This is a genomic window from Streptomyces sp. MS19 (genome assembly GCF_047200595.1).
Taxonomy (GTDB): Bacteria; Actinomycetota; Actinomycetes; order Streptomycetales; family Streptomycetaceae; genus Streptomyces.
The window spans coordinates 1-26,761 of the sequence record NZ_JBJZOH010000039.1 but is presented as its reverse complement, the minus strand read 5'-3'; the positions used below and the strand labels follow the sequence as shown (position 1 = coordinate 26,761).

Annotated in this window: 25 protein-coding genes; 14 read left to right on the top strand and 11 right to left on the bottom strand. The window is 73.2% G+C overall.

From position 1 onward, the window contains the following. Nucleotides 1-35: 35 nt before the first annotated feature. From ACL02R_RS25525 to ACL02R_RS25500, 6 genes are all read right to left on the bottom strand, one after another. Nucleotides 36-818 (bottom strand): hypothetical protein, encoded by a 783-nt coding sequence (locus tag ACL02R_RS25525; RefSeq protein WP_412799315.1) that lies wholly within the window; start codon nucleotides 816-818, stop codon nucleotides 36-38. Further along, complete coding sequence (locus ACL02R_RS25520) at nucleotides 815-1,153, bottom strand: hypothetical protein (protein ID WP_412799314.1); 339 nt, start codon at nucleotides 1,151-1,153, stop codon at nucleotides 815-817. Before ACL02R_RS25520 ends, ACL02R_RS25525 begins: the two co-directional genes overlap by 4 nt. Before the next feature lie 109 nt (nucleotides 1,154-1,262). Then, a complete protein-coding gene (locus ACL02R_RS25515; RefSeq protein WP_412799313.1) occupies nucleotides 1,263-2,165 on the bottom strand; it encodes an aminoglycoside phosphotransferase family protein in 903 nt (300 codons plus the stop codon). A 40-nt stretch (nucleotides 2,166-2,205) separates the two neighbouring features. Continuing rightward, nucleotides 2,206-2,496: a hypothetical protein gene (locus ACL02R_RS25510; RefSeq protein WP_412799312.1), complete on the bottom strand. Its 291-nt coding sequence runs from the start codon at nucleotides 2,494-2,496 to the stop codon at nucleotides 2,206-2,208. Between the two features lie 141 nt (nucleotides 2,497-2,637). Continuing rightward, a complete protein-coding gene (locus tag ACL02R_RS25505; protein ID WP_412799311.1) occupies nucleotides 2,638-6,651 on the bottom strand; it encodes a discoidin domain-containing protein in 4,014 nt (1,337 codons plus the stop codon). Between the two features lie 465 nt (nucleotides 6,652-7,116). Then, entirely contained in the window at nucleotides 7,117-7,707 is a 591-nt protein-coding gene (locus ACL02R_RS25500) for a TetR/AcrR family transcriptional regulator (protein ID WP_412799310.1), read from the bottom strand. 520 nt (nucleotides 7,708-8,227) lie between these two features. Between ACL02R_RS25500 and ACL02R_RS25495 the strand changes: the two genes are divergently transcribed. Next, nucleotides 8,228-9,043, top strand: coding sequence for a mycofactocin-coupled SDR family oxidoreductase (locus ACL02R_RS25495; protein ID WP_412799309.1), 816 nt, complete (start codon nucleotides 8,228-8,230; stop codon nucleotides 9,041-9,043). A 39-nt stretch (nucleotides 9,044-9,082) separates the two neighbouring features. On the opposite strand, the gene mftG is transcribed toward ACL02R_RS25495, so the two are convergent. Both mftG and mftR read right to left on the bottom strand, forming a co-directional pair. Beyond that, nucleotides 9,083-10,657 (bottom strand): mycofactocin system GMC family oxidoreductase MftG, encoded by a 1,575-nt coding sequence (gene mftG, locus ACL02R_RS25490; RefSeq protein ID WP_412799308.1) that lies wholly within the window; start codon nucleotides 10,655-10,657, stop codon nucleotides 9,083-9,085. Beyond that, nucleotides 10,654-11,301, bottom strand: coding sequence for a mycofactocin system transcriptional regulator (mftR, locus tag ACL02R_RS25485; RefSeq protein WP_412799307.1), 648 nt, complete (start codon nucleotides 11,299-11,301; stop codon nucleotides 10,654-10,656). Before mftR ends, mftG begins: the two co-directional genes overlap by 4 nt. A gap of 113 nt (nucleotides 11,302-11,414) precedes the next feature. Between mftR and mftA the strand changes: the two genes are divergently transcribed. The 9 genes from mftA to ACL02R_RS25440 all read left to right on the top strand — a co-directional run bounded on the left by mftA (nucleotide 11,415) and on the right by ACL02R_RS25440 (nucleotide 21,036). Then, entirely contained in the window at nucleotides 11,415-11,576 is a 162-nt protein-coding gene (mftA, locus tag ACL02R_RS25480; protein WP_412799306.1) for a mycofactocin precursor MftA, read from the top strand. Between the two features lie 8 nt (nucleotides 11,577-11,584). Further along, nucleotides 11,585-11,863, top strand: a complete 279-nt coding sequence (gene mftB / locus ACL02R_RS25475; RefSeq protein WP_398840633.1) for a mycofactocin biosynthesis chaperone MftB — start codon at nucleotides 11,585-11,587, stop codon at nucleotides 11,861-11,863. Further along, a complete protein-coding gene (gene mftC, locus ACL02R_RS25470) occupies nucleotides 11,860-13,107 on the top strand; it encodes a mycofactocin radical SAM maturase (RefSeq protein ID WP_412799305.1) in 1,248 nt (415 codons plus the stop codon). Before mftB ends, mftC begins: the two co-directional genes overlap by 4 nt. A gap of 228 nt (nucleotides 13,108-13,335) precedes the next feature. Further along, nucleotides 13,336-13,620, top strand: coding sequence for a hypothetical protein (locus tag ACL02R_RS25465; RefSeq protein WP_412799304.1), 285 nt, complete (start codon nucleotides 13,336-13,338; stop codon nucleotides 13,618-13,620). A gap of 24 nt (nucleotides 13,621-13,644) precedes the next feature. Beyond that, nucleotides 13,645-14,850, top strand: a complete 1,206-nt coding sequence (mftD, locus tag ACL02R_RS25460; protein WP_412799303.1) for a pre-mycofactocin synthase MftD — start codon at nucleotides 13,645-13,647, stop codon at nucleotides 14,848-14,850. A 5-nt stretch (nucleotides 14,851-14,855) separates the two neighbouring features. Beyond that, nucleotides 14,856-15,608 (top strand): mycofactocin biosynthesis peptidyl-dipeptidase MftE, encoded by a 753-nt coding sequence (gene mftE / locus ACL02R_RS25455; RefSeq protein WP_412799302.1) that lies wholly within the window; start codon nucleotides 14,856-14,858, stop codon nucleotides 15,606-15,608. Then, on the top strand, nucleotides 15,605-17,014 hold the full coding sequence (gene mftF / locus ACL02R_RS25450; protein WP_412799301.1) for a mycofactocin biosynthesis glycosyltransferase MftF: 1,410 nt from the start codon (nucleotides 15,605-15,607) through the stop codon (nucleotides 17,012-17,014). Before mftE ends, mftF begins: the two co-directional genes overlap by 4 nt. Nucleotides 17,015-17,426: 412 nt before the next feature. Next, nucleotides 17,427-19,124 carry a hypothetical protein gene (locus ACL02R_RS25445; protein ID WP_412799300.1) on the top strand — a complete coding sequence of 566 codons (1,698 nt, stop codon included), beginning with the start codon at nucleotides 17,427-17,429 and terminating at the stop codon, nucleotides 19,122-19,124. A gap of 259 nt (nucleotides 19,125-19,383) precedes the next feature. Further along, nucleotides 19,384-21,036, top strand: a complete 1,653-nt coding sequence (locus tag ACL02R_RS25440; RefSeq protein WP_412799299.1) for a hypothetical protein — start codon at nucleotides 19,384-19,386, stop codon at nucleotides 21,034-21,036. A gap of 13 nt (nucleotides 21,037-21,049) precedes the next feature. On the opposite strand, the gene ACL02R_RS25435 is transcribed toward ACL02R_RS25440, so the two are convergent. Then, a complete protein-coding gene (locus ACL02R_RS25435; protein ID WP_412799298.1) occupies nucleotides 21,050-22,237 on the bottom strand; it encodes a TDT family transporter in 1,188 nt (395 codons plus the stop codon). A gap of 70 nt (nucleotides 22,238-22,307) precedes the next feature. Here ACL02R_RS25435 and ACL02R_RS25430 point away from each other — a divergent pair, with 70 nt between their 5' ends. The 3 genes from ACL02R_RS25430 (at nucleotide 22,308) to ACL02R_RS25420 (ending at nucleotide 25,626) form a co-directional block, all read left to right on the top strand. After that, nucleotides 22,308-23,231, top strand: a complete 924-nt coding sequence (locus tag ACL02R_RS25430; RefSeq protein WP_412799297.1) for a LysR family transcriptional regulator — start codon at nucleotides 22,308-22,310, stop codon at nucleotides 23,229-23,231. A 52-nt stretch (nucleotides 23,232-23,283) separates the two neighbouring features. Beyond that, the gene (locus ACL02R_RS25425; RefSeq protein ID WP_412799296.1) at nucleotides 23,284-24,453 is read left to right on the top strand and encodes a cytochrome P450; all 1,170 of its coding nucleotides are present in this window, start codon (nucleotides 23,284-23,286) and stop codon (nucleotides 24,451-24,453) included. Between the two features lie 432 nt (nucleotides 24,454-24,885). Then, the gene (locus ACL02R_RS25420) at nucleotides 24,886-25,626 is read left to right on the top strand and encodes a calcium-binding protein (protein WP_412799295.1); all 741 of its coding nucleotides are present in this window, start codon (nucleotides 24,886-24,888) and stop codon (nucleotides 25,624-25,626) included. A 46-nt stretch (nucleotides 25,627-25,672) separates the two neighbouring features. On the opposite strand, the gene ACL02R_RS25415 is transcribed toward ACL02R_RS25420, so the two are convergent. After that, on the bottom strand, nucleotides 25,673-25,993 hold the full coding sequence (locus ACL02R_RS25415; RefSeq protein ID WP_362955238.1) for a putative quinol monooxygenase: 321 nt from the start codon (nucleotides 25,991-25,993) through the stop codon (nucleotides 25,673-25,675). 108 nt (nucleotides 25,994-26,101) lie between these two features. Here ACL02R_RS25415 and ACL02R_RS25410 point away from each other — a divergent pair, with 108 nt between their 5' ends. After that, nucleotides 26,102-26,419 (top strand): ArsR/SmtB family transcription factor, encoded by a 318-nt coding sequence (locus tag ACL02R_RS25410; RefSeq protein WP_398840612.1) that lies wholly within the window; start codon nucleotides 26,102-26,104, stop codon nucleotides 26,417-26,419. Between the two features lie 12 nt (nucleotides 26,420-26,431). Here the strand turns inward: ACL02R_RS25410 and ACL02R_RS25405 are convergent, their stop codons facing one another. Next, the gene (locus tag ACL02R_RS25405; protein WP_412799294.1) at nucleotides 26,432-26,626 is read right to left on the bottom strand and encodes a hypothetical protein; all 195 of its coding nucleotides are present in this window, start codon (nucleotides 26,624-26,626) and stop codon (nucleotides 26,432-26,434) included. Nucleotides 26,627-26,761 lie beyond the last annotated feature (135 nt).

The following is a 26,761-nucleotide window of genomic DNA, read 5'->3' as shown; positions in this document are numbered from 1 at the left end:
GCGACCGGCGGCGTAGTGTCCGCGCGAGAACGGCTTCAGGAAATCGGCGGGGGAAGCGTCTCGTTGCGCCTCAAGAAACCGTCCACCTGTGCCATCCGGCGCGAGAAAGCGACGGGTGAGTGTTCGGCGAGGAGATCGAGGTGGTCCCCTGTCCAGTCCTCGGGTCCGCCTTTCAGCAGAACGAGCCGCTGGTCGAACCGGTAATGCGCCCGGTGAACGCGCTGAACGACGGACAGCGCGTGTTCGATGCTTTGTTCCGTTGCCCCCGCCACCTGCACGAGGACCGATCTGTCAGGGGCGTCCACCCGCGCGGTCGGACGCACGACGGAACCACGGGGCAGAGTGACCGTCGGCCGGGGCGTATAGGAGAGGTGAGCGTGATCGAGAAATTCGTAGAGCTGCCGCACAAGCTGGCTGTCCCTCGGTGGGCTGGCCATCCAGCGCAGTCCGTCCGCGGTCAGCATCGCGCTCGCTACGTCGGCGGCCAGGGCATCAGCTTGGGCAAGAGGTCGTCGGCCGACGATCCGGCCGTCGAGTTCCCGGAGGTCGAAGGACTTGAGGATGCTCTCCCAGGCGCCTGCGGCGCGGGTACCTCCGTAGACATCGACCCCCGCGTCCCCCAGGCGGACCGCCGTCGTGCCGCCGTCGCTCGCCAGCGCCTCGTCGCCGGACACACGGATCAGCACCGTGACGCCGTCACCGTCGGCGAAGTACTGCCGCCCGGTGAGCGCCACCGACCCCGGGCGTCCACCTGGCGCCATGTGCCAGCACTTCAGCACGTCAGCGAGCCGACGATCGACAAACTCAGGACTGCTCACGGGTAGTCCTCCATCCCGTCGAACGCCTCCTGCGTCGCTGGAAGCTGCGGCGGTACCCATACATCTCCTCCCCCCACGATCATGCGGCACTCGGCAACGAAAACGCGTACCACCCGATCGTACTTTTCGTCCATACCCGCCAGGGTGGCGTTCATCACCGGTTTCGGATCGTGCCGGATGTCGTCGGGGGCGTACACCTCTTTGTCGCCCCACGCCTGACTCCATTTGTGCTTGTGGGTTCGATAGATGAACTGCTCGACGGAATGGCGCGGCGCATGCGTTCCCCGGATGTCCAGCCGCCGCAGACAGACATGGTGCAGCGGGCTCAGGAGCATCAGCGAGTACTCCCACAGGGGGAGATTGCGTGCAGAAGCGAGCAAGTGCCGACATCATTGCGTCGCTCTGTCCCCCGGAATGGTGAAGCTCGCATGCGGCTCGGCGTGGTCAGGGTGTGTCGGTGAGCACTTCCTCGATCACGCGGGCCTGTTCGGTGTCCGTGGGGTCGGCCGCCAGGAGGATCAGGGCCTTCCAGAGTGCCCAGCCGCGTGCGCGTGCCCAGGTGCCGGGGTCCTGGGCGACGGCTTCGCGGAAGGCCGCGCGTGACGCGCCGTGGAAGAGCGTCCACGCGATGACCAGGTCACACGCCGGGTCGCCGACGCCCGCGGTGCCGAAGTCGATGACGGCGGCGAGGCGTCCGTCGCGTACCAGCAGGTTGCCGAACGCGATGTCGCCGTGGAACCAGACGGGCGTGCCGTCGAACGGGGTGGCCAGTGCCTTCTCCCACACGGCGCGGGCGTGAACGGTGTCGATCACCCCGTCGAGCGCCGTCAGGGCGCGGCGCGTCCCGTCGTCGTAGTGGCCGGGCGGGCCGCCGCGCCAGAAGCTGTGGGCGCCGTGGCCGGGGCCGCCGTCCGCCGTGTCGGCCTTCTGGAGCGCGGTGATGAAGCCCGCGATGTCCAGGGCGAACGCGGTGAGGTCGCCGATGCGTTCCGGCCGCGCGGTCTCGCCGTCCAGCCAGCCGCGGACCGACCAGTCGTACGCGTAGCCCTCGCCGGGGCGGCCCTGGCCGAGGACCCGTGGGATGGGCAGCGGGAGTCGCGGCGCGAGGAAGGGCAGCCAGCGGTTCTCCTTGCCGACGGCGAGGGCGTATCCGGCGGCGGTGGGCAGGCGCGCGGTCATGCGGTCGCCGAGGCGGTAGGTGCGGTTGTCCCAGCCGTCGGCCGCGACCGGTGTCACGGGCAGGCCGGCCCACTGCGGGAACTGGGCGGCGACCAGGCGGCGTACGAGCGCGGCGTCGATCCCGGCGCGGCCGTCGCGGGGCGCGGGGGGCACGGAGGGGGCGGGCATCCGGCGATGCTGTCCCACGTGCCGGGGCGGCGCAACGGGTTTACGGGCGGGGGTGGACGCTGCCGGTCCACACGTCGGCCGTGCCGGGCGGGTCCCAGCGGACCTCGACGTCGGTGCCGTGCAGGTCCCTGGCCAGTTCCACGACGAGGGCGGTCGCCGCGCCGCGGGCGGCGTCCGGGTCGGTGTCGGCGAGGGCGCGGGCGAGGCGGCCGGAGGCCATGCCGCCCTCGGGGGTGAGGATGCTGTGCCGCCAGCCGTCGGGGGTCCGGAGCAGGACGATCCCCTCGGGCATCCCTGACGGCGGGTGCCGGTGTGCGGAAGTGTTCCCCATCGTCGTATTCCACGGGTGTCGGTCGGCGGCACGGCGTCCGGCGGGCGGCCGGACGGCGACACCGGGGCGAAGGTACGGCGTGCGGCGGGGCCGCCCGCGTGGGGCGGCCCCGCCTGGGTGGTTCGGGTGGGGCGGGTGGCGCTAGTCGTTGACGATGAAGCGGAAGGTGCTGGTGGTGTTGCGGAAGTTCTCCGCGTTGCCGCTCAGCGTCAGGTTGTCGAACGTGGCCGAGCCGACCGCCGGGCCCTGGCCGGGCTCCGGCATCTCGTTCGCCCAGACCCCGATGCCCGACTTGTGGTCGTAGCGGTCGCCGCTGCGCCGGGCGCCGGTGATGGTGACGTCCGTGAGGACCGTGTCCGTCACCGGGTTCTGCGGCTGGCCGCCCACGTAGTTGGTCTGGAACATGATGCCGACGTACGTGGGGTCGATGATGTCCACGTCACTGATCCTGATGCCCTGGAAGACCTTCGACGCCGAGAACAGCCAGATGCCGGGGAAGACCTGGTCGCCCCAGAAGTGGCCGCCGGCCCGTTCGATGGTGATGTTCTCGAAGCGGGTCGGGGTGGTGCCGAAGCCGTTCATCGGGTAGCCGAAGTCCAGCGAGCTGATGGTGATGCCCGAGTAGACCAGGGTGTCGGCGACGCGGATGTTGCGGAACACGTTGTCGTAGCCGCCGTAGACGGCGATGCCGGCCGCGCGCCAGGTCAGCGTGGACGTGAGGTTCTCGTACACGTTGCTGTGCTCGTCGGCGCCGCCCGCGTCGATCGCCGAGAAGAGCGCGAAGCTGTCGTCACCGGTGGCGCGCGCGTCGTTGTTGGTGACGTGGTTGTGCGTGCTGCCGTTGGTCATGTTGACGCCGTCGGCGAACATGTTGCGGATGCGGGAGTTGCTGATGGTGACGCGGTCGGTGTTGGCGCCCCAGTAGAGGCAGACCATGTGCTCGTTCCAGATGTCGTCGATCTCGATGTCCGCGACGTTGGAGAAGTCGAAGACCTTGCCGGGACCGTCGATGCGGGAGTCGTAGTTGCCGAAGTAGGCGAAGTGCGCGAACCGCGAGCCCGCCGCCTGCTGTTCGGCCCGGAAGCCGATGTCGGTGTTGGACTGCCCGGAGGGCGCGTGGAAGCGCGTGTACCAGACACCAGCGCCGACGACCTGGACCGGCTTGCCGTAGACCTGGAACTTGCTGGACGTCTGGTAGTCGCCCGGCGGCAGGTAGACGCCGGTGAGGGTGCCCGTGGTGTCCATCCGGACGCGGTCCAGGGCGTTCTGCACGTCCTGGTGGCCGAAGCCGGCGGGGGTCACGTAGCGGGCCGGGTCGGGGTTGGGGAGGACGGAGACCTGCTCCGTGTCGATGAAGTCGAACGTGTACTGGGAGGTGTTGGCCGCGTCCTTCTGGAGGCGGATGGTGCTGCCGGCCGGGATGGTCTGGTCGAACAGCAGGTTGGCCTCGTCGTAGATGTGGCGCGGGCCGCCCGCCGAGGGGGAGTTACCGGGGCTCGCCTCGTTGCCGTACAGCCAGGCGTAGCGCGAGGTGAGGGGGAGGGCCTGGCGGAACTGGCCGTTGACGTAGACGTTGATCGTGCTGTTGATGCCGCCGCCGCCCGGCGCGTCCGGGATGGAGAAGCGGGTCACCAGCGTGTTGGTCGCGCCGCGGGTGGTGAACTCGACGTATTCGCCGGTCGCGTCGAGGGTGACGGCGCGGCGGCCCGAGGCCTCGCCCGCGAGGTGGCCGACGTCGCGGCTGGGGCCGATGACGGTCGCGCCGCCGCCGGTCCTGCCGTCCTCCGCCTCGTAGGTGGTGTACGGCATGTGCGCGCCGCGGCCGACCGCGATGGCGCGGCTGGTCGTGTTGTTCTGGCGCTTGACCGGAATCTCGTTGGCGTCGGCGGCGACCGCGGCGGTCAGCGTGTAACTGCCGTTGGCGGCCGTCCAGTTGCCGAGGCTGATGACGGCTGACGTCGCCCCGGGCGCGAGGGCCCCGGTGAACGTGCCGGTCTGCGTGCGGACGGTCTGGCCGTCCGAGTTGACCAGCGTCAGCGTGACCGGGTGCGCGCCGCCGGCCGAGGCGAGGGTGCCGCGGTTCTCCAGGCGCGCGCTGAACGTGACCTGGTCCCCGGCGCTGGGCGTCGAGGGGTCGGAGGTGAGGGCCGTGACGACGAGGTCGGAGCTGGGCACCGGCTCGACGACGAGCGGCGCGGGCCGTTCGAAGGTGTTGTTGGCCTCGTTCTGCTCGGAGACGGCGTTCTCCGGGTCCACCTCGGCGGCCAACGTGTGCGAGCCCTCGGTGAGTTCGCCGACGCTCGCGCCGACGTTCACCGTGGCGCCGGCCGCGATGGCGGGGACGGTGGCGGTGGCCGCCTCCTCGTCGTCCACGAGGAACGTGACCTGCGTCGCCGGGGAGGCGACCGGGCCGGTGTTCCGCACGGTGGCGGTCAGTTCGACGTCGTCCGACTCCAGCGGGGTCGCGGGGTCGGCGGTGATGGCCGAGACGTCGAGGTCGGGCGCCGGGGCGGGTTCGCCGTGGACGAGCAGTTCGGCGACCTGCCCGGCGGGGGCGCCGGTGTTGGCGGTGAACGACAGGCGCACGTCCGTGGCGCGTCCGCTGACGGGGACGGTGACGGAGTTGCCGGTCGCCGGGGAGAAGGCGTAGTCGGCGGCGGGGACGAGCGTGGTGAAGGAGCCGTTCGCCGTGGCGCGGCCGAGGACGGCGAAGCGCTGCGTGCGCGGGCCCCACTCGTTGCCGGGGTTGAGGCGGACGGTCAGCGACGTCAGGTCGGCGGCGGGGCCGAGCTGGACGGTCAGGGTGCCGGGCCAGGCGCCGGAGCCGCCTTCCCAGTAGGTGTTGACGTCGCCGTCGTTGGCGTTCGTGGCGATGAAGGTGTGGACGTACGAGGACGCGGTGATCGGCTTGCCCTGGGCCAGTTCGCGCGCGTCGCCCGAGCCGCTCGCGCGGCGGGTGACGCTGGCGCTGTTCGGCGACTGGTTGCCCGCGGCGTCGCGCGCGCGGACGTAGTACGTCAGCGTGGTGCCGGTCGGCTGGGTGTCGGTGTAGGAGGTGGCGTTCCCGGCGACGCGGGAGCGCAGCGTGTCGTTGACGTAGATGTCGTAGCCCGCGACGCCCGTGTCGTCGGTGGAGGCGGACCAGGTGAGGCGGATCTGTCCCGGCGAGGGCTCGGTCAGCGCGAGGTTGCCCGGGGCGGTCGGGGCCTGGGTGTCGCCGGACGGGGAGCCGTAGATCTCCAGTTCGCCGATCTGGGCGCCGTTGTAGCCGGTGTTGGCGCTGACGAGGACGCGGATGTAGCGCGTGGTCGTGCTGTCGAACGCGAGGGTGACGGAGTTGCCGCCGCTCGCGTTGTCGAAGCGCTGGCCCTGCTCGGCGGTCAGGTCGGTGAACGTGGTGCCGTTGTCACTGGCCTGGATCTTCAGCGTCTGGGTGCGGGCGCTCCACGTGGTGGGCACGCGCAGGACGACGCGGTTGACGGAGCGGGACGAGCCGAGGTCGGCGCGCAGCCACTGCGGGAAGCCGCCGGCGCTCTGCCAGAAGGTGGCGCGGTCGCCGTCCTTGGCGGCGCCGGGGGCGTTGCCCTGGGAGCTGCTGCTGGCGGCGAGGGTGGCGGCGGTGGCCAGGTTGTCGCCGGACTCCTCGGAGGAGTGGACCTCCAGTTCGGAGAGCTGGGCGGCGCCCCAGCCGGTGTTGTCGGTGATCTCGACGCGGACGTAGCGCGTCTGCACGTCGTGCAGCGGGATCGTCACCGTGTTGCCGTCGGCGGGGTCGAAGACGTGGGTGGCCGAGGCGGCGAGGGTGGTGTAGCCGGAGCCGGTGAGGCTGCCCAGGACCGAGAGGGTCTGGGTGCGGCGTTCCCAGTGGGTGGGGAGCTTGAGCCTGACTTCGGCGACGCGGTGGGTGGCGCCGAGGTCGATCTGGGCCCACTGCGGGTAGGCGGCGCCCGCGCTCTCCCAGTAGGTGGCCTGGTCGCCGTCCGAGATGTTGGGCGCGTTGTAGGGGTTGTTGGAGCTGCTGGCGGTGGCGGTCCTGCCCACGCCGATGTTCGCTGCGGCGGCGGTCATGGCGCCGACCGACATGCCGGTCAGCACCATGAACATCGCGACCAGGGCGGCGGTCAGCGCGCGCGCTCTGGATCGTTGGCCTCTCATGCGGTTCCCAATCTCCGGCCCCGGCGCGGACGCGCGGGGGGTCGCGGCTCCTGGTGACGGGTGGTCCCCGTGGTTCTGCCTGCGCTTCCTCTTTGTGCGTGATCATGTACATGATTTTGCAGATTTCCGTCAGAGAGTTGCAGTCAACTGCGGGGCTGTCCACCGTTCGCGCACGGGGGAAAACGGGTGCGGGGTACGGGTGTCCGCGACGCGGCGGGCGGTACGCAAGCGCGCCCCACCGCGTGAACTGGCGCTTGCACGCCGTCTTGACAGGGGGACCCGTCAACCCGCAAGCGGCGCAAGGAAATTACGTTCCGATTGCGTAAGGCCGGGACGGGCGTCCCGGCGGTGGGTCACGCGCCGGGGGAAGGCGGCCGGGCGGCGCGGCTCAGCCGAGGCCGAACCGTTCGGCGACCTGCCGCGCCCGGCGGGCCCCGAGGTGAATCGGCCGATTCACCTCGGGGGTCACCCGGCGGCGCGCAGGCCCGCCGTCACGATCCCGATCACGCGGCTCCGCCCGTCGCCGTCGTCGGGGCGAGAGAGGCAGCCGATCAGCATGGCGTTGATGTCGGCCATGTCGATGCCGGTCCGTACCGCCCCCGACCGCTGTGCGCGCAGGAGCAGTTCGTACAGCCACCCCAGCACGTCGCGGTCGGGGTCGGCGGTGATGGTGGTGCAGTCGAAGCCCGCGCCCTTCAGCGCGTCGGCGAGGCCGCGGTCGACCGCGCCCTCCCGCACGAGGAACGTGAAGTACGCCAGGAACGCCTCACCCGGCTCCGCCGCGTCCGCGAGGGCGCGGGCGCGCTCGACGTAGCGCGCGAAGCGGTCGCCGAGGACGGCCACGAACAGCGCCTCCTTGGTGGGGAAGTGGCGGCTGACCGTGCCGGTCCCCACGCCCGCGCGGCGCGCGATCTCCTGCACGGGCACGGACAGCCCCTCGGTGGCGAACGCGTCGCGCGCGACGTCGAGGATGTGCGCGCGGTTGCGGCGCGCGTCGGCACGCAGCGGGCGGCCCCGCGTCGTGTCCGGTTCGGCGCGGTCGGTCGGTGTCGCCATGGGTACGGTCCGCTCTCGTGGAGGGCGACGGTGCCCGCTGGGCCCGGCCCGCTGGGGGAACGTCCGTATCGTAGCTCCGTTCGCCCGATATCCACCGCCCTGGGCGGGAGTTGGCGCCCAGGACCGGAAGCCCGCCCTCCGGCCCGCCGCGCACGGTCACACGCGGGGCGCGGGGCAACGGGCGGCGGGCACCGGCGGTTTCGGCGCAGCGCCCGGCACGCCCCCTGAACTGGTCTTCCCCACAAAAAGGTTGACGCCGGCACGCGCCCGCCCGCCCGTTGCCCCGCGCCCTGTACGCCGACCGGGCGACCCCCCGTGGCACGGTCGGACGACCGGCACGGGGCCGTCCGGGTCGTGTCCGGGTCTGGTGGGAACTGTGTGGCTTCTGTGTTCGATGGTGCGCGTAGGCTGCGCCTGTTTCCGGAGGAGACCGCTCCGCCGGTGGCTGCGGGGCGCGCGCCCCGCGACGGCACGGAGGAAGACAGCACCACGGCACCACGGCACGGAAAGAGGAACCACCATGGCAGGGAGACTGACCGGCAAGGTCGCCTTCATCACGGGAGCCGCACGCGGCCAGGGCCGGGCGCACGCCGTGCGCCTCGCGCGCGAGGGCGCCGACATCGTCGCGATCGACATCGCGGGGCCGCTGCCGCACGTGCCCTACGACTCGCCCACCCCCGCCGACCTGGAGGAGACCGTCCGCCTGGTCGAGGCCCAGGACCGCCGGATCGTCGCCGAACGGGCCGACGTCCGCGACCTGGCGTCGATGCGGTCCGTCGTGGACAGCGCGGTGGCCGAGCTGGGACGGCTCGACGTCATCGTGGCGAACGCGGGCATCTGCGTTCCGGCCACCTGGGACCAGACGACGCCCGAGGTCTTCCAGGACACCATGGACATCAACGTCGTCGGCGTGTGGAACACCGTCATGGCGGGCGTCCAGCACCTCGTGGACGGCGGCGGCGGCTCGATCATCCTGACCAGCAGCTACGCGGGCAAGAAGGTGCAGCCGTTCATGGTGCACTACACCGCGAGCAAGCACGCCGTCACCGGCATGACCAGGGCGTTCGCCGCCGAGCTTGGCAAGTACAAGATCCGGGTGAACAGCGTGCACCCGGGCGGGGTCAACACCCCGATGGGCTCCGGGTCGATGCAGTCCGAGCTGGAGGCGGCCGGGCGGACGAACCCGCCGCTGAATCAGATGGGCACGCCGTTCCTCCCCAAGTGGTCGGCCGAGCCCGAGGAGATCGCGGCGACCGTCGCGTTCCTCGCCTCGGACGAGTCGGCGTACATCACCTCGGAGCACCTCAGCATCGACGGCGGCGCGCAGTACTTCTGAGCCGGCCGGACGGCGTGTGACGGCGGCCCCGGCGCGGATTCACGCGCCGGGGCCGCCGCGCATCGCCTGCGCGACGACCTCGCCGATCAGCACGGCCGTCGCCGCCGGGCCGCGCAGCGGCGCCGTGGGCAGGATCGACGTGTCCGCGACGCGCAGCCCCCGCACGCCGCGCACGCGCCCGTACTGGTCCACCACCGCGCCCGGGTCGTCCGCCGGCCCCATCGGGACGGTGCCGCAGGCGTGGACCGAGGTCCCGAGCCGTTTCCGCACCCACGCGTCCAGCGCGCGGTCGTCGTCCAGCACGCCGCGCAGCGCGTCGGGCCCGTGCCCCGGCGGCCCGGCGGCGAGGGAGCGGAACGCGCGCGTCCCGATCAGCCCGGCCGCCGCCCTGACCGCCTCCCGCAGGCGCCGCCGGTCGCCGTCCGTCGCCAGGTAGCCGTGGTCGACGCGCGGCGTGACAGCCGGGTCCGCCGACGCGAGGCGCAGCGAGCCGCGCGCGACCGGTGTCTGCACGGACACCAGGAACGGCAGCGGCGCGCCCGGCAGGTCGTAGTCCCCCGCCACGAGGCCGCCCATCGGGACGAGCGACTGGAGGATCTCCACGTCCCCGCCCGCCCCGCCCCCGTCGGACGTCAGGTGCAGCGCGCCCGCGAGCCAGTTGTCGCGCGGTGGCGGCATGCGGCGCGCCGGGGTCCACTCGACGACGATCTGCGGGTGGTCGCTGAAGCGCGCCCCCACCCCCGGGGCGTCGAGCACGACCGGGATGCCGTGCCGCTCCAGTTCGGCGCGCGGCCCGATGCCGGACAGCTGGAGGAGCTGCGGCGTGGCGAACGCACCGGCGCACAGGACGACTTCGCCCGCGCGCAGGATCTCCCGGTGGTCGCCGCGCGCGATCTCGACGCCGGTGGCGCGCCCGCCGGCGACCAGGACGCGCAGCACGGTCGCGCCGCCGAGCACGGTCAGGTTCGGCCGGGGCGGGGCGCCGAGCAGGTAGGCGAGCGCGGTGTTGATCCGGACGCCGTCCACCGCGTTGGAGGGCACGGGTCCGAAGCCGGGCGGGCCCTGGTCGTTCTTGTCCGGCTCCTCGGGGTGGCCCAGCTCGGCCGCCGCCGCGCGGAACGCCTCGGCCGCCGGGTGGTCGAGCCGGGGGCGCCGCACGCGTACGGGCCCCGCGCCGCCGTGGACGGCCGTCGCGCCGAAGTCGAGGTCGGTCTCCAGGCGGCGCAGCGGCGGCAGGACGCGGTCCCAGGACCAGGCGGGCCCGGCGGCCGCCGCCCAGCGGTCGAAGTCGGCGCGCCGGGCGCGGATGAAGTACCCGCCGTTGACGGTGGTCGAGCCGCCGAGGAATCGTCCCCGGACGACGGTGTACGGCCGTTCGGGCGTCAGGTGGGCCGGGTAGGGGACGCTGCCGGGGTGGCCGGGGCGTGCGCCGGGGACGAGGCGGGCGTCGAGCAGTTCGGGCGCGAAGTCGGACGCGTGCCGGGGGGCGGCCCCGGCCTCGACGAGCAGGACGCGCCGGCCCGGGTCCTCGCTCAGCCGCGCGGCCAGCGGTGCCCCGGCGCCGCCCGCGCCGACGACCAGCACGTCGGGCGGCGGCCCCGTCCCCGCGTTCACCGGCCGCCGCCCTCGCCGTCGCCGTCGCCGTCGCCGTCGCCGCGGAACGTCTCGTCCAGCACGGCGAAGGCCGACGCGAACAGGTCCGGCAGGTCGGCGTCCTCCCGGCGCAGCCACTCCTCGTACGCCGACAGCGACGCGGCGAGGAACGTCCAGGCGATCACCTGGGGCCGCAGCGCGTCCGCCGGCTCGCCGAGGCGGCGCGCCGCGTACTCCGCGATCACCTGGCGCCACGCGGCGTACCGCAGCGTCGAGTGGGCGACGAGCGTCGGCACGCTGAGCAGCAGCTCCATGCGCCGCCTGTGGTACTCGACCTCCTCGGGCGGGAACTCGTTGAACCTGATCACGGCGGCGCGCAGCGCGTCGAGCAGCGGGACATCCGGCGGCGTGGCCGCGAGGTGCTCGCGCATCCGCTCGACGAGGGCGTCGAAGTCGCCCCAGGGCACGTCGTTCTTCGACGGGAAGTACCGGAAGAACGTGCGCCGCCCTATGCCGCACGCGGTGGCTATGTCGTCCACGGTGGTGGCGGCGAAGCCGTTGCGGACGAAGAGCTGGAGCGCGACGTGGCCGATCTCGGCCACCGACGTCGCGGGCTGCCTCCCGGCGCGTGGCGCGGGCTGCGGGACGTCGGCCGATGGGGTCACGGGAGGTTCCTTCTTCCATTTGACACCGGGTGCCATTATTGTTGCGATCATCGGGCCGGAGGCCCGCCGCGGACCGTGCGGCAGGCGTCCTCACGCCTCTCAAGGAGCATGGTATGAACGAGTCCATCGCCCAGCAGTCCGAGCAGCCCGAGCAGCCCGAGCAGCCCGGCGCGGTCGCGACCATCGACCAGGACGCCCCCGCCGCCGAAGCGCTGATCGAGGCCGACGAGCTCGTCGAAGAGGTCTCGATCGACGGCATGTGCGGCGTCTACTGAGCCGCCCCGTGAGCCCGCTGGACATCGACCGCGCCTGGGACCTGCACCCGCAGGTCTCGGTGCGGCCGGAACCCTTCGGCGCGCTGCTGTACCACTTCGGCACGCGCAAGCTCTCGTTCCTCAAGGACCGCGGCCTCCTGGCCGTGGTCCAGGGCCTGGCCGGCGCGCCCACCGCGCGCGCCGCCTGCGCGGCCGCCGGAATCCCGGAGGCCGAGCTGCCCCGGTACGGCCGCGCCCTCGCGACGCTCGCCGCGTCGTCGATGGTTGTGGAAAGGACGCCCGCATGACCGCCCCCGTGACCACGGCGCCGGGCACCACCCGGCTGGTGGACCTGTTCGAGTACGGCCTCGACGCGCCCATCTGCCTGACCTGGGAACTCACCTACGCCTGCAACCTCTCCTGCGCCCACTGCCTGTCCAGCTCCGGGCGGCGCGACCCCCGCGAGCTGTCCACGGCGGAGGCGAGGGCCGTCATCGACGAGCTGGAGCGGATGCAGGTCTTCTACGTCAACATCGGCGGCGGCGAGCCGACCGTCCGCCCCGACTTCTGGGAGCTGGTGGACTACGCCACCGCCCACCACGTCGGCGTCAAGTTCTCCACCAACGGGGTGCGCATCACCCGCGAGGTCGCCGCCAGGCTCGCGTCCAACGACTACCTGGACGTGCAGATCTCCCTGGACGGCGCCACCGCCGACGTCAACGACCATGTGCGCGGCGCCGGTTCGTACGACACCGCGATCCGCGCGATGGCGCACCTGCGCGACGCCGGGATGAGGAACTTCAAGCTGTCGGTCGTCTGCACCCGGCACAACATCCCGCAGATGGACGCGTTCAAGGCCATCGCCGACCGCTACGGCGCGCAGCTGCGCCTCACCCGCCTGCGCCCCTCGGGACGCGGCGCCGACGTGTGGGACGAGCTGCACCCGCTGCCCGGACAGCAGCGGGAGCTGTACGAGTGGCTGCGCGCGCACGGCGACAGCGTGCTGACGGGCGACTCGTTCTTCCACCTGTCGGCGTACGGCGAGGCGCTGCCGGGCCTCAACCTGTGCGGCGCGGGCCGCGTCGTGTGCCTGATCGACCCGGTGGGCGACGTGTACGCCTGCCCGTTCGCCATCCACGACGAGTTCCTCGCGGGGAACGTCAGGGAGCCCGGCGGGTTCGCCGGGGTGTGGGGCGGCTCGGAGCTGTTCCGGCGGCTGCGGGAGCCGCAGTCGGGCGGGGCCTGCGCGTCGTGCTCGTTCTACGACACCTGCAAGGGCGGGTGCATGGCGGCGAAGTTCTTCACGGGGCTGCCGCTCGACGGCCCCGACCCGGAGTGCGTCCAGGGGTACGGCGAACAGCTGCTCGCCGCGCGCACCGGCGACAGGTCCGGGGTACCCCGGCCGTCGCAGGACCACTCGCACCGCATCGCACCGGCCGCCGGACGGCGGACGGGCCCGGTGCCGGTGACCCTCACGCGCCGCCGGGACCTGGACCGGCCGCCGGTGAGCGCGTGCGCGGAGAGCCCGCTGGCCGGGTTCACGCCGGACTGACCCCCGGCCCGCGGCCCGTACGGGAGCCGCGCGGCGCCGCCGCCGGGCTCACGGACGAGGAGGGCAGGCTGCCGCCCGCCTCGCCCCGCCGCGGCGGCAGCGACGACATCGACCTGGACCGCGACCTCTTCGTCCGCGAACGGGCCCGCGCGCCCCGTGCGGTCGTCCTGGCCGTGGAACTGTCGGGCTCGCTGAGGGGCGGAACGGGTCCGCGGGGCCGCCGCGACCGTGGTTGCGCCGGCCGCCGAGCTGGAACGGGACGCGCTCGCCGTCGTCGCGTTCCGGTCGGACGCGGCGCTGCTGCTCGGGCTCGGCGACGAGATCAGGCCGTCCGAGCTGCTGGACACGATGCTGCGCATCCCCGCCCAGGGCCTGGCCAACGTGGCGTTCCCGCTGCGCCCGGCCGCGCGGCAGCTCGCGGCGGTGCCGGAACGCGGCGCGCGCGTCCTGCTGTTGGCGGGCCGCACGCACCACGACATCGCTCCGGCGCTGAGCGACATTTTCAGGGCCTGACCGCATCTTCCAGGAGTGAGAGAAATGTTCCGGAATCCATGGTTCGAGACCGTCCTCGAAGCGCAGCGCCGCGCCAAGAAGCGGCTGCCGAGCAGTGTGTACGGCGCGCTGGTCGCCGGCTCCGAGCGCGGCAGGACGATCGACGACAACACGCGCGCGTTCGGCGAACTCGGCTTCGCCCCCCGGGTCGTCGGGCACCACGCCGAGCGCGACCTGTCCACGACCGTCCTCGGCGTCGAGACGTCGATGCCGGTGCTGATCTCCCCCACCGGCGTGCAGGCCGTGCACCCGGACGGCGAGGTCGCCGTGTCCCGCGCCGCCGCGAACCGGGGCGTGATCATGGGCCTCAGCTCGTTCGCCGGCAAGCCGGTCGAGGAGGTCGCGGCCGTCAACGACAACGTGTTCTTCCAGATGTACTGGACGGGCACGCGCGACGCGATGCTCCAGCGGATGGAACGCGCCAGGGCCGCCGGGGCGAAGGCCCTGATCGCGACGCTGGACTGGTCGTTCTCCAACGGGCGGGACTGGGGCAGCCCGTCCATCCCGGAGAAGATCGACCTGAAGACCATGCTCACGTTCGCGCCGGACGTGCTGCCGCACCCGCGCTGGCTGTGGACCTTCGGCAAGACGGGCCGCATCCCGGACCTGACCGCCCCCAACCTCCAGCCGCCCGGCGGCGCGGCGCCCACGTTCTTCGGCGCCTACTTCGAGTGGATGCAGACGCCCCCTCCCACCTGGGAGGACGTGGAGTGGTTGCGCGAGCAGTGGGGCGGCCCGTTCCTGCTGAAGGGCGTGACGCGCGTGGACGACGCGAAGCGCGCGGTGGACGCGGGCGTGACCGGCATCTCCGTGTCCAACCACGGCGGCAACAACCTGGACACCACCCCGGCGACCATCCGCGTCCTCCCGTCGATCGCCGAGGCCGTCGGCGACCGGATCGAGGTGCTGCTCGACGGCGGCGTCCGGCGCGGCGGCGACGTCGCGAAGGCGCTGGCGCTGGGCGCCCGCGCGGTGCTGGTCGGCCGCGCGTACCTGTGGGGCCTCGCCGCGAACGGGCAGGCGGGCGTGGAGAACGTCCTGGACATCCTGCGCGGCGGCCTGGACTCGGCGGTCCTCGGCCTCGGCCACCGGTCGGCGCACGAGCTGTCGCGCGACGACCTGGTGATCCCGGACGGCTTCGCCCGTACGCTCGGCGGCGCGTCCGTCGCGTCGGCCCGTCCGGTCGCCTGACGCGGATGGCGGACCGAGGGGAGGGGACCGTGCCCGAACTGGCGCGCGCGGTATGGCCCGCCGTGCCGCGCGCCGCGCTGGTCCTCGTGCCGGTCGGCTCGATCGAGCAGCACGGGCCGCACCTGCCGCTGACCACCGACACCGTCGTGGCGCGCGCCGTGACCCGCCGGGTCGCGGCGCACCCGGCGCTCGCCGCGCCCGCGCCGCCGCTGGTCGCCCCGGCGATCGCGTACGGCGCGAGCGGCGAGCACGCCGGTTTCCCCGGCACGGTGTCGGTGGGCCACGAGGCGCTGCGCGCGGTGCTGACGGAGACGGTCAGGTCGCTCGCGCTGTGGGCGGACCGTGTCGTCTTCGTCAACGGGCACGGCGGCAACGTCGCGACGCTCGCCACCACCGTGCCCGTGCTGCGCGACGAGGGGCACGACGTGGCGTGGACGCTGTGCGCCGTCCCGGGCGGCGACGCGCACGCGGGCCGCACCGAGACGTCGCTGATGCTGCACCTGGCGCCCGGCGAGGTGCGCACGGCGGACGCCGTGGCGGGCGACACGCGGCCACTCGCCGAGATCATGGCGGACCTGACGACCCGTGGTGTCCTGGCCCTCTCCCCCTCGGGGGTGCTGGGCGACCCGGCGGGGGCGTCGGCCGACGAAGGAGCACGGATCATGGGCCAGTTGGTGGAGACGATCGCCCGCCGCGTCGCGGGCGGGGCGGTCAGCCCGCACGGGCGCCTGGTGGAGCCGGAGGGCGGGCCGGCATGACGCTCCCCGTCGGCTTCGCCGTGACGCTCGACCGCAGGGTCCGCGTCGTGGACGGCGGCAGGGCGCTCCTCGGCGGCTTCCCCACCCGGCTGCTCAGCCTCACCCCGCGCGCCAGGCCGCTGCTGACCGGCCGCACCGTCCGCGTCACGGGCCGGGCGAGCGCCGTTCTGGCGGACCGGCTGCTGGAGACGGGCATGGCCAACCCCGTGCTCGCCGAACTGCCGCCGCCGGGCGAGGACGCGCGCTGGACGTACGTGATCCCCGTCCGCGACCGCCCCGAAGCGCTGGACCGGCTGCTCGCGAGCATCGGCATCGGGCATCCGGTGGTCGTGGTGGACGACGCGTCGCTGCGCCCCTCGGACATCGCCGATGTCGCCGCGAAGCACGGCGCGCGCCTCGTCCCGCTGGCGGTCAACGTCGGTCCTGGCGGCGCCCGCAACGCCGGACTGCGGCTGGTGGAGACGCCGTTCGTGGTCTTCGCGGACTCCGACGTCGTGCTGCCGGAGGAGACCGTCCCGGCGCTGCTGCGGCACTTCGCCGACCCCCGCGTGGCGATGGCCGTGCCCCGGATCGCCGGGCTGCGCACCGGGGGCGCCGAGGGCTGGCTCGGCCGGTACGAGGACACCCGCTCGTCGCTCGACCTGGGCGGCGACCCGGCGGCGGTCAGGCCGGGCACGCCCGTCGCGTGGGCGTCGACGGCCTGCGTCGTCGCGCGCGTGGACGCGCTGGGCGGCGGCTTCGACGCCGCGATGCGCGTCGGCGAGGACGTGGACCTCGGCTGGCGGGTGCTGGAGCGCGGGCTGCGCATCCGGTACGAGCCGTCCGTCGTGGCGTGGCACGAGCACCGGACGCGGTTCGGCGACTGGTTCACGCGCAAGGCGGTGTACGGGACGGGCGCGCATCCGCTGGCGGTGCGGCACCCGGAGTACATCGCCCCGGCGATCCTCGCGCCGTGGAGCACGGCTCTGGTCGTCGCGCTGCTGGCGCAGCGCCGCTGGTCCGTCCCGGCGGCGGCCGCCGTCTACGCGGGGACGACGCTGCGGATCGCGCGCAAGCTGGACCGCGCCGAGCACCCCGTGCGCCTCGCCGCCTGGCTCACGGCGAACGGCACCGTCAGCGCGCTGTCGCAGGCGGGCAACCTGCTGACGCGGCACTGGTGGCCGCTGACGGCGGCGGGCTGCGCCGTCTCGTCGCGGGTACGGCGGGCGGCGGCCGTCGCGGCGCTGACGGACATCGCCTTCGAGTACCGCAGGGACGACGCGCGGCTCGACCTGCCGCGTTTCGCCGTCGCCCGGCGGCTCGACGACCTGGCGTACGGCGCGGGCGTGTGGCTGTCGGCGGCACGCGGCAGATCGCCCGCCGCGCTGCTCCCCCGCCTGGTACGCCGCACCCGGCGCCGCCCCTGACACGTCCCGGGCGCGGACGCGCGCGCGAGGAGTTGACGCGTGTCCCCGGTCCCGGGCGGCCGGCAAGGCGGAACCGCGCCGGAACTGCCGTGCTCAGCCCCGGAGTCGGCGGCGCGGTCACCGGTCCCGCGCGGCCGGCGCGGCGCCCTGACGGCGAGCCGGGACGGCTTTGCCAATCCTTCGCGATCGGAAATCACCGGCGGCCTCATACCGGTGCGCATACGGCGGGAACACCCGTTCCGCCGGGGCGCGGGCCTGCGCGGGCGGCGGCGGAATCTCAAGTTCTCGGCAAGCTTGCGAAGATCCCTTGGCCCGGCGACTTCCGCTGTCTAACATCGCGAGACGGCCGGTCCGCGGCGCGCCCCGGACTCTCACGGCAACCAGGGTGCGGACGAGCACGAGGAGTTGACCCATGTCCGAGGTGACGTTCAGGAAGACCGATGTCGAGGGGAAGCTCGGCTTCCTCACCGAGTCACCATGGCAAACGCACACGAACTTCCTGGCCGAGATCGACACCGCCGACATGGAACTCCAGGCGACCTCCTTCCGGCGGGCGAGCGGCGAGGCGGCCGAAGCGGGCAGCCTGGGCCGCGCCGCGACCAAGAAGGCCGCCGACGCCGGCCAGGCGGACGGGCAGTCGCTCGTGGACGCGGACGAGCGCGTCGCCACCACCTCCGGCGGCCTCCAGGACGACGGCGAGGACATGGAGACGGCCTCCGACGTCGTCGAGAAGTCGATGGCCCTCGCGCAGCAGACGGCCGAGCAGCTCGACGCCCTGGTCAAGGGGCCGACCGGCGAGAGGTTCACGGAGGCTCTCGACCCGCTGTTCGACAGCACACTGGCCCACACCGAGGACAACTGGGCCAACTGGCGGGAGAAGTTCGCCACCGAGCTCAACCCCTACGAACCGGGCACCGGCCTGCGCGTGCAGTACGGCGACCTCGTCGTCGATTTGCACGCGCCCGACTTCGGACCGCCGCTCGCCCTCGCGGTGCGGCTCAAGGAGGACGGGATCGAGCATGTCGCCGTGGCCGCGCGGAGCGCCGCCAAGGAGATGAAGGACACGCTCGCCCACTACCGGAAGACCCTCACCGGCTACGGGCATGAACTGGTCGGCATGGGCTACGACTTCTCCGGCAGCGAGCTGAGCCTGTGGACCAGCGGCGAGATGCTCGACTACGCCGTCGAGGCGATCAACAACGCCAAGCCGGGCGACGAGGACACGATCCGCCCGCACCTCGCCGCGGTCGAGGCGCTCCTCGCGGCGGCCGAGGGCGGGCGGGAACTCACCAGGGAAGAGGCGTCGTTCCTGGGTACGTTCCTCCACCGGCTCGACGACGGCAAGCTGCTGGCCATCTCGGAGCACGCCACCGACACCTCCTCGATCTACCCCGGCATGCCGGGCTGGGCCTCCGTCTCCGGTACGGAACGCACCTCGGCGGACGTCCTCGCCGACGCGGTCATGGTCCTCAACAATCCCGACTTCCACGAGTGGAAGCGTGACTTCATCGAGGCGCCGGGCGGTGTCCACCTGATCTACCCGCGCACGCACGGGGTGGACGACGTCTACACGGACCCGGGCGCCGACGACGGACCCGAGTACCTGAAGGACTACGACGCCATGACGCAGTTCCTCGCCAGGTCGGACATCCCGCCGGGTGACCTGATGGCGGAGCGGATGACCGAGTCCGCCCTGTACACGCAGGAGTTGTACACCCAGCACGAGGAGTACCGGGGCGGCGTGGCGAACCCGGGCGCCAACCGGCTGCTGGAGCTGGCCGCGAAGAACCCCGACGCCGCCGCCGGGATGCTGGCCGACGGGGAGTTCTCGGATCGGCTGTTCGACCAGAAGTGGGAGAACAGCTCGGGCGCCGCCGCCTTCGTCACCGCGGGCACCACCTACCCCGACGGCTTCGCCACCGACCAGCGCGACGAGTCCGACTACGACAAGGCACGGTCGAACGTGATCGACATCGGCAGGACCGACTACGACGCGGTACGCACCGGACGCGGCGAAACCCCCGAGGACATGCCCCTGGACCACACCGACCTGGAGGCGGCGGTCCAGCCGATACTGCCGACCTACCAGGTGCCGCTGCCACCCCACTGAACCGGCCCCAGGTGTTTCCGATCCCTTCGCGACTGGGAAACACCCGCCACGCGCATACCGGGGCGTATACGGCGGGAACGCCCGTTCCGGCGGGGCGCGGACCGGCGCGGACGGCGGAGAATCTCACGTTTCCGACAAGCTTTCCACAGTCCTTCCACCACGCGCCTCTTGGCGCCTAACATCACGAGACAGCCGGTCCGCGGCGCGCATCCGGGCCTCCGCGGCGGCCGGAGAGCGGACGAGTACGAGGAGTTGACCCATGTCCCAGGCGTCCTTCACCCGAGCGGATGTCGAGGGAGAACTCGGCAACCTCGAAAAGTCGCCCTGGCAAAGACATAAGGACTTCCTGGCCGAGATCGACACCGCCGACATGGAGATCCAGGCGACCTCCTTCCGGCGGGCGAGCGGCGAGGCGGCCGAGGCGGGCGACCTGGGACGCGCCGCGAGCGGCGAGGCCGCCGACGCGGGCCGGGCGGACGGGCAGTCGCTCGTGGACGCGGACGAGCGCGTCGCCACCACCTCCGGCGGCCTCCAGGACGACGGCGCGAACATGGAACAGGTCAGCCGGCTCGTCCTCCTGTCCCGGGACCGCGCGCTGGAGACCGGCGACGGCCTGGACATCGGAATCGACTCCCTGAACGCGAAGTTCGACCGCGAGCTGGCCCATGCCGAGGAGACATGGGCCGACTGGCGGTCACTCGTCACGGAGACGCCCACCGGCTCGCAGCTGCGGTACGGGAACTTCCTCCTGGAGTGGGAGGAGAAGAACCCCGCCTCGGCGCCGGCTTTCGCGGGACACCTCAGGCACAGGGGCATCGAAAAAGTCCGCGTCGAAGCGATCGTCACCGCTCGCGACATGGTGGAACTGCTCGCCGCCTACCGCCACGACCTCACCGGGCTCGGCCAGGAACTCACCGAGCTGGGCTACGACATCGCCGGCAGCCCGCTGGGACTGTGGACCAGCGAGGAGATGCTCGACTACGCGGTCGACGAGATCAACGCCGCCAAGCCGGGCGACGAGGCCGCCATCCGCCCGCACCTCGCCGCGGTCGAGGCGCTCATCGCCGCGGCCGAGGGCGGGCGCAAGCTCACCTGGGAGGAGTCGCATTACCTCAGCGTGTTTCTCAACAGGCTGGACGACGGCAAGCTGGTCGACATCTCGGAGCACGCCGTCGACACCTCCTCCCTCTACCCGGGCATGCCGGGCTGGGGCTCCGTCTCCGGCACCGAACGCACCTCGGCGGACGTCCTCGCGGACGCCGTCATGGTCCTCAACAATCCCGACTTCCACGAGTCGGAGCGCGACTTCGTCGATGCCCCGAACGAGGTCGGCCTGCTCAACCCGCGTACATACGGCGTGGACGACATCCGCAGGGACCCGGGCGCCGACGACGGCCCCGAGTATCTGAAGGACTACGACGCCATGACGCAGTTCCTCGCCAGGTCGGACATCCCGCCAGGCGAGCCGATGGCGGAGCGGATGGCCGAGTCCGCCTTGTACACCCAGGAGTTGTACGCGCGGAACGGCGACTACCGGGGCGGCGTGGAGAACCCGGGCGCCAACCGGCTGCTGGAGCTGGCCGCGAAGAACCCGGACGCGTCCGCCGGGATGCTGGCCGACAGCGACTTCGCGCAGCGGCTGTTCGACCAGAAGTGGGAGAACAGCTCGGGCGCCGCCGCCTTCGTCACCGCGGGCACCACCTACCCCGACGACCTGCGCCTGGACAAGCTTGAGGACTCCGACTACCACCACGCACGCACCGTCGTGGGCGAGATCGGCAGGACCGACTACGACGCGGTGAAGAGCGGACGCGGCGAGACCCCCGGCGACATGCGCCTGGACCACACCGACCTGGAGGCGGCGGTCCAGCCGATGATCCCGGTCTACGACGGGCCGATGCCGATCGAGTGAGCGTCTCCCGCGCTCAGTTCCGCGCCGTGGCGGGCGCGACCGGTCCCAGGGGGCCGTCCGCCCGTACGCGTCCGCCCGTACCCACCGGCGGCGGCGGCGCGGGGAAGAGCGTGCCGCGCGCGGCGGCCCGTACGGTCCTGGCCGCCACCGTCGCCCACGCGCACACCAGCCCGGCGTACAGCGCGACGGCCACCGCCTCCAGCGCCGTCGCCCCGGTGCGCGCGGCGAGCGCGCTCGTGCCGGTGACGCACGTGCCGAGCGGGAAGGTGAAGCTCCACCAGGTGAGGGAGAACGGCAGCCCGCCGCGCGTCGCGCCCGCCGTCCGCGCCGTGACGGACGCCGCGAGCGCGAGCCACAGCATCGCGAAGCCCCACACCGGCAGCCCGTACAGCAGCCCGAACGCCTCGGCACCGGCGGCGTACGGCCGCGGCAGCACGTCGCGGGCTGCGTTCCCCAGCGCGTTCACGGCGGTCACGGACTGGCCGAGCGGCCCGAGGACGATCCACAGGGTGGGGACCATCGCGGCGGGCCCTGGGCCGTGCCGCGTGAGGCGGTCCCACAGCTGCGCCAGGACGAGCAGCGCCGCGAGCAGGCTGACGCCCACCAGCGCGTAGCAGCCGAGGAGCAGCGTCAGCCTGACCTGGCCCTCCGGCGCGTGCGGCACGAGGGCCGCGCCGGTGGCGGCGGACACCATGGGCGGCACGACGGGCATCAGCCGGCCGCCGAACGCCGCGTGGGGCGCGTCGGGTTCGGCGGCGTGCCGCGTCATGGCGCGCAGGGGTATCCAGACGGCGACGAGGAGGCCGAGGGCCGTTCCCGCGCACCACAGGACGGTGGCGGCGGCGAGGGCCGCGCGTTCGCCGATCCAGTCGGCGCCGAGCGTGAGCGTCCCGGCCCCGACGGTCATCAGGGCCATGGGGGGCGCGCCCCAGAAGTGGGCCATCACGGGGTGGTCGGCGTGCGGGCGCGTGCGGCACCGCCCGTGGACGGCGGCGACGGCCGTGATCGCGACGAGCAGCGCGGCGGCCAGCGCCCACACGGCGGTGGCGGCGGTCCGCAGCCCCGGGAGGTGAACGGGCAGGGTCACGGCGGCGGTGGCGACGATGCCGGTGCCCATGACGGAGGCGTACCAGTTGGGCGCGATGTGGGGCGCCAGGTCACGCGGCGGGTGGGGGGCGTGTGGGGGCGTGCGGTGGTGCATGGTCCCAGCCTGGCGCCGCGGGGCCCGCTCCGGCAGGGACCGATCGCCGATGCGTCCATAGACTGGGCCTATGCCCCTGCCGCACCGAGTATCCGACCTGTCCGCCTTCGACCTGCTGCTCTCCGTCGCCGAGCTGGGCAGCATCGGGGCCGCCGCCCGCGCACACGCGATCACGCAGCCGACCGCGAGCGCCCGCCTGAGCGGTCTCGAACGCGGCCTCGGCATCGCGCTGCTCGACCGCTCGGCGCGCGGCTCGCGCCTCACGCCGGACGGCGCGCTGGTCGCGGACTGGGCGCGTACGGCGGTGGGCGCGGCGGCGGCCCTGGACGTCGGCATCACGTCGCTGCGCCGCTCGCGCGAGAGCCGCGTCCCGGTGGCGGCGAGCCTGACCGTCGCCGAGTACCTCCTCCCCCACTGGCTCGCCGCGCTGCGCCCGGCCGCCGAGGGCACGTCGGTCGCGCTGACGACGGGCAACTCGGACGACGTCGCCGCCGCCGTCCTCGCCGGGACGGCCCGCCTGGGCTTCGTGGAGGGCCCCGACGTCCCTGCCGGGCTGACGGCCGCCACGGTCGGCCGGGACACGCTGACCGTCATCGTCGCGCCGGGGCACCGCTGGGCGCGCCGCCGCTCGGGGATCACGGCGGCGGAGCTGGCCGGGGCCCCGCTGGTCAGCCGCGAGCGCGGCTCGGGCACCCGGCGTTATCTCGAACGGGCCCTGCGGCGCGGCACGCCGGCGCCGCTGGAGGAGCCGCTGCTCGAACTGTCCTCCACGACCGCCATCAAGGCCGCCGTCGCGGAGGGCGTGGCGCCCGCCGTGCTCAGTTCGCTCGCGGTGGCGGCGGAGCTGGCGGCGGGCACGCTGGTCGGCGTCCCCGTCATCGGCATCGACCTGACGCGCGACCTGCGCGTGGTCCACCCCGCGGGCAGCCCGCTGACGGGTACGGCGCTGACCCTCGCGTCGATCGCGCGCCGCTCCGCCTCCTTGCGGCCGTGACCCCCGGCGTGTGACCGTCGTTCCACCGACCGTGCGGGCCGAGGGAGTTGGTGTGGACGACGACAGGCGCATGACACGGCGGCCGGAGGACTGGGACGGCTGCCCGGTCACGCGGGGGCCGGACGGCGTGTGGCACGTGCGCGGCCTCCCCGAGGCCCGCGCCCTGCTGCGCAGCGGCGACACGGTGCAGGCGGGGCTCGGCGTCGAGACGGTGGAGATGCTGCCGAAGCGCGTACGCCGCCCCGTCCTCTACCGCGACGGGCCCGAGCACCGCGAGCAACGCCGCCAGACCGCCCGCTACTTCACGCCCCGCCGCGTCGACGGGCAGTACCGCGACGTCGCCACGCGCGTCGCCGACGCACAGCTGGCGAAGCTCCGCGCGTCCGGCAGCGCCGACCTCTCCGAGCTGGCCTTCCACCTGTCCATCGGTGTCACCTGCGCCGTGATCGGCCTCACCCACAGCAGGCCCGGCATCCGCCGCAGGCTGGAGAGCTTCTTCCCCGAACGGTTCGGCACGCCGGGGCTGACGACGCCGCGCGGCCTCTACTGGACGGTCCGGCAGGGCGTCAACTGGCTGCGGATCTACGTGTCCGACGTCCGCCCCGCCGTCCGCGCGCGGCGCCGCGCGGGCGCGGACGACCTGATCACGCACCTCGTCGGCCAGGGCAGGACGACCGCCGAGATCCTCGGCGAGTGCCTGACGTTCGCGGCGGCCGGGATGATCACGACGCGCGAGTTCGTCAACGCGGCGGCCTGGCACCTCTTCTCGGACGACGCGCTGCGCGCCCGTTACCGCGCCGCCGACGAGCCGGAGCGGCTGGCGCTCCTGCACGAGATCCTGCGCCTCGAACCGGTGGTGAACCTGCTGCGCCGCCGCACGACCGCGCCCGTCGCGCTGCCGGGGGCGACCGTCCCGGCGGGCGCGGTGGTCGAGGTGCACGTCGATCACGCCAACACCGACCCGCGCGCGGTCGGCGACGCCCCCACCGGGCTGTGCCCGGCGCGCCCCCTGGCGCACGGCGCCGAACCGTACGCCCTCTCCTTCGGCGACGGCGCGCACAAGTGCCCGGGGGCGCCGATAGCGATCCTGGAGACGGACGTGTTCCTGACGCGCCTGCTCGCGCTCCCGGGCGTCCGCATGACGTCGCCGCCCACGGTCCGGCCGCTGGACGCCATCGGCGGCTACGAACTACGCGGCCTGACCGTCGCCGTCGCCCCCTGACCGGGCGCCGCCCCCGAGCCCGCCCACCACGTCCAGCTCCTGCCGGGTGAACTCACCGGTCAGCAGCGGCAGCGCGCGGCCGATGGCCGCCTCGCTGCGCCAGACCTCCGTGACTCAGATCGTGTCGTCGTCGCTGCGCGAGACGCTGACGGGGTACTGCTCGCATCCCAGGGGCGCGCAGCCCGTCCACCCCTTCGAGCAGCAGGGACACCAGCTCGTCCCGGTGTCCCGGCACGGCCTTCATCGATCCGATGTAGCCGTACGTCGTCCCGCCTGTCGGTCGGCGGGCATTCTGCCACCCTTCCCCGGGGCCTCCCCCGGATCGGTGCGGCGGGTGTGGACGGGACGGACGAGATACAGGAAAGTGACGAGGGATTGCCCCGTACACGACAATCTCCCCCGCCCTTCTTCCTCTGGAGTGAGGACGCACTCATGATCCGGTCACGGCTCTTCCCCCTCTCCTCGGTCGCCGTCGCGGCCCTGGTCGCCACCGGCCTCGGCGCGACGCCCGCGGCGGCGCAAGGCAGCACGACCGTCGGCGCGGACTGGGACGGGCGCACCCTGTCCATCGTGTTCCAGGGCGGCGACGAGGCGAACGACCTGCACGTCTTCCCGATGAACACCGGCCCGGAGGTGCGGCGCATCGGCTTCTCGGACATCGTGCCGATCGAGCCGGGCGAGCACTGTCTCCATCTCGACCCGGACGACGAGACGTTCGTCGCCTGCGAACTGCCGGTGGGCGACCGCAGGCCCGATGACATCCGCGTCCTGCTCGGCGGCGGCGACGACGAGGTGATGACGAGCGACCCCGGCGTCACCCAGGTGCGCGGCGGCGACGGGAACGACGAACTGCACGCCCACACCGCCGAGTTGGTCAGGGGCGACGACGGCGACGACATGCTGATGGGCAACGGCGTCATGTTCGGCGGCGCCGGGGACGACCATCTGATGGGCGGGCCCATCGACGAGGTGCTGCACGGCGGCCCGGGTGACGACATGATCGACGGCTGGGACGGCGACGACATCGCCTACGGCGACGCCGGGAACGACCACATCACGGGCGGCGAGGGCGACGACATCCTCGTGGGCGGCGCCGGGGACGACCACATCACGGGCGACGGCGGCCGGGACATCGCCATCGGCTGGCCGGGCCGCGACCACGTCATGCCCTGACGTTCCACGCGCGGGGGCGGGCCCGTCGGCGCGCCCCCGCACCCGCTCAGGCGCGGGTCTTCGGCTCGTAGGGGCTGTGCATCGTGAGGTAGTGGACGTCGAGGTCGCCCTGGAGGTAGTCGAGGCGCGTCTCCCAGAACGCCTGCATGTGCGGGAGCGCGAGGTGGGCCTCCAGGTCGGCCTTCGAGCGCCAGGCCTCGTAGAACCAGAAGAGGCCGGGCTCCTCGCTGTCCTCGTGGAAGTGGTACTCCAGGCAGCCGGCCTCCTTGCGGGTCGGCTCGACGAACGACAGCAGGAGCTGCTTCAGCTCCTCGGCGCGCTCCGGCTTGGGACGGGCGGAACCGACGAGGGTGAAGGGCTGGGACATGGCGCTGCTCCTCGATCAAGGTAAGACGATATTCGTACCTCAGGGACGGTAGCCACCCCTTTAGGTACAATGCAAGTCGTACCTTCTGTGGCATGAGGAGAGACGCGGATGCCCGACAGCGAAGGCCACCCGGCGGTGGACGAGATGGCGCTCGGCGCGGTGCTCGCCGCGCTCGCGGACCCGCTGCGCCGCCGGGTCGTACGCGAGCTGGCGGCCGAGCCGGAGGGCGCGGCCCGGACGTGCAGTTCGTTCGCCCTGCCGGTGTCCAAAGGCACCGTGACGCACCACTTCCGCGTACTGCGCGAAGCCGGGCTGGTCAGGCAGGTGGACCGGGGAAACAGCCGCATGGCGACACTGCGCCGCGCGGACCTCGAAGCCCGCTTCCCCGGCCTCCTGACCCTCGTCACGACCGAGCCCGCCCCCTGACGTAGACCGGGCCTACGGCAGTCCGCGTCGGCAGCGGACGGCGCCGACCGGCGGGCAGCCGGGCCACGAGCAGCGTTCGCCGCGCAGCAGCGCGAGGTGGTCCTCGATCGCCCGCCCCATCGCATCGACCTCGGCACCGAGATTCCGCACGGGCGTCCGCTTGTCCCCCTCCTGGCCGTCCCCGTCCACGGCCGTACTCTCGTTCACCGCTCGTCCGCCCGTTCGGGAACACCCCGCAGGACGGCCAGCAGCCGGACGGCCGTTTCCACGTTGCAGCGCCCCAACTCGATAAGCGGGGCACGGTAGTACGGCTGCGACGTGACCGGATCGACCGCCAGCGAA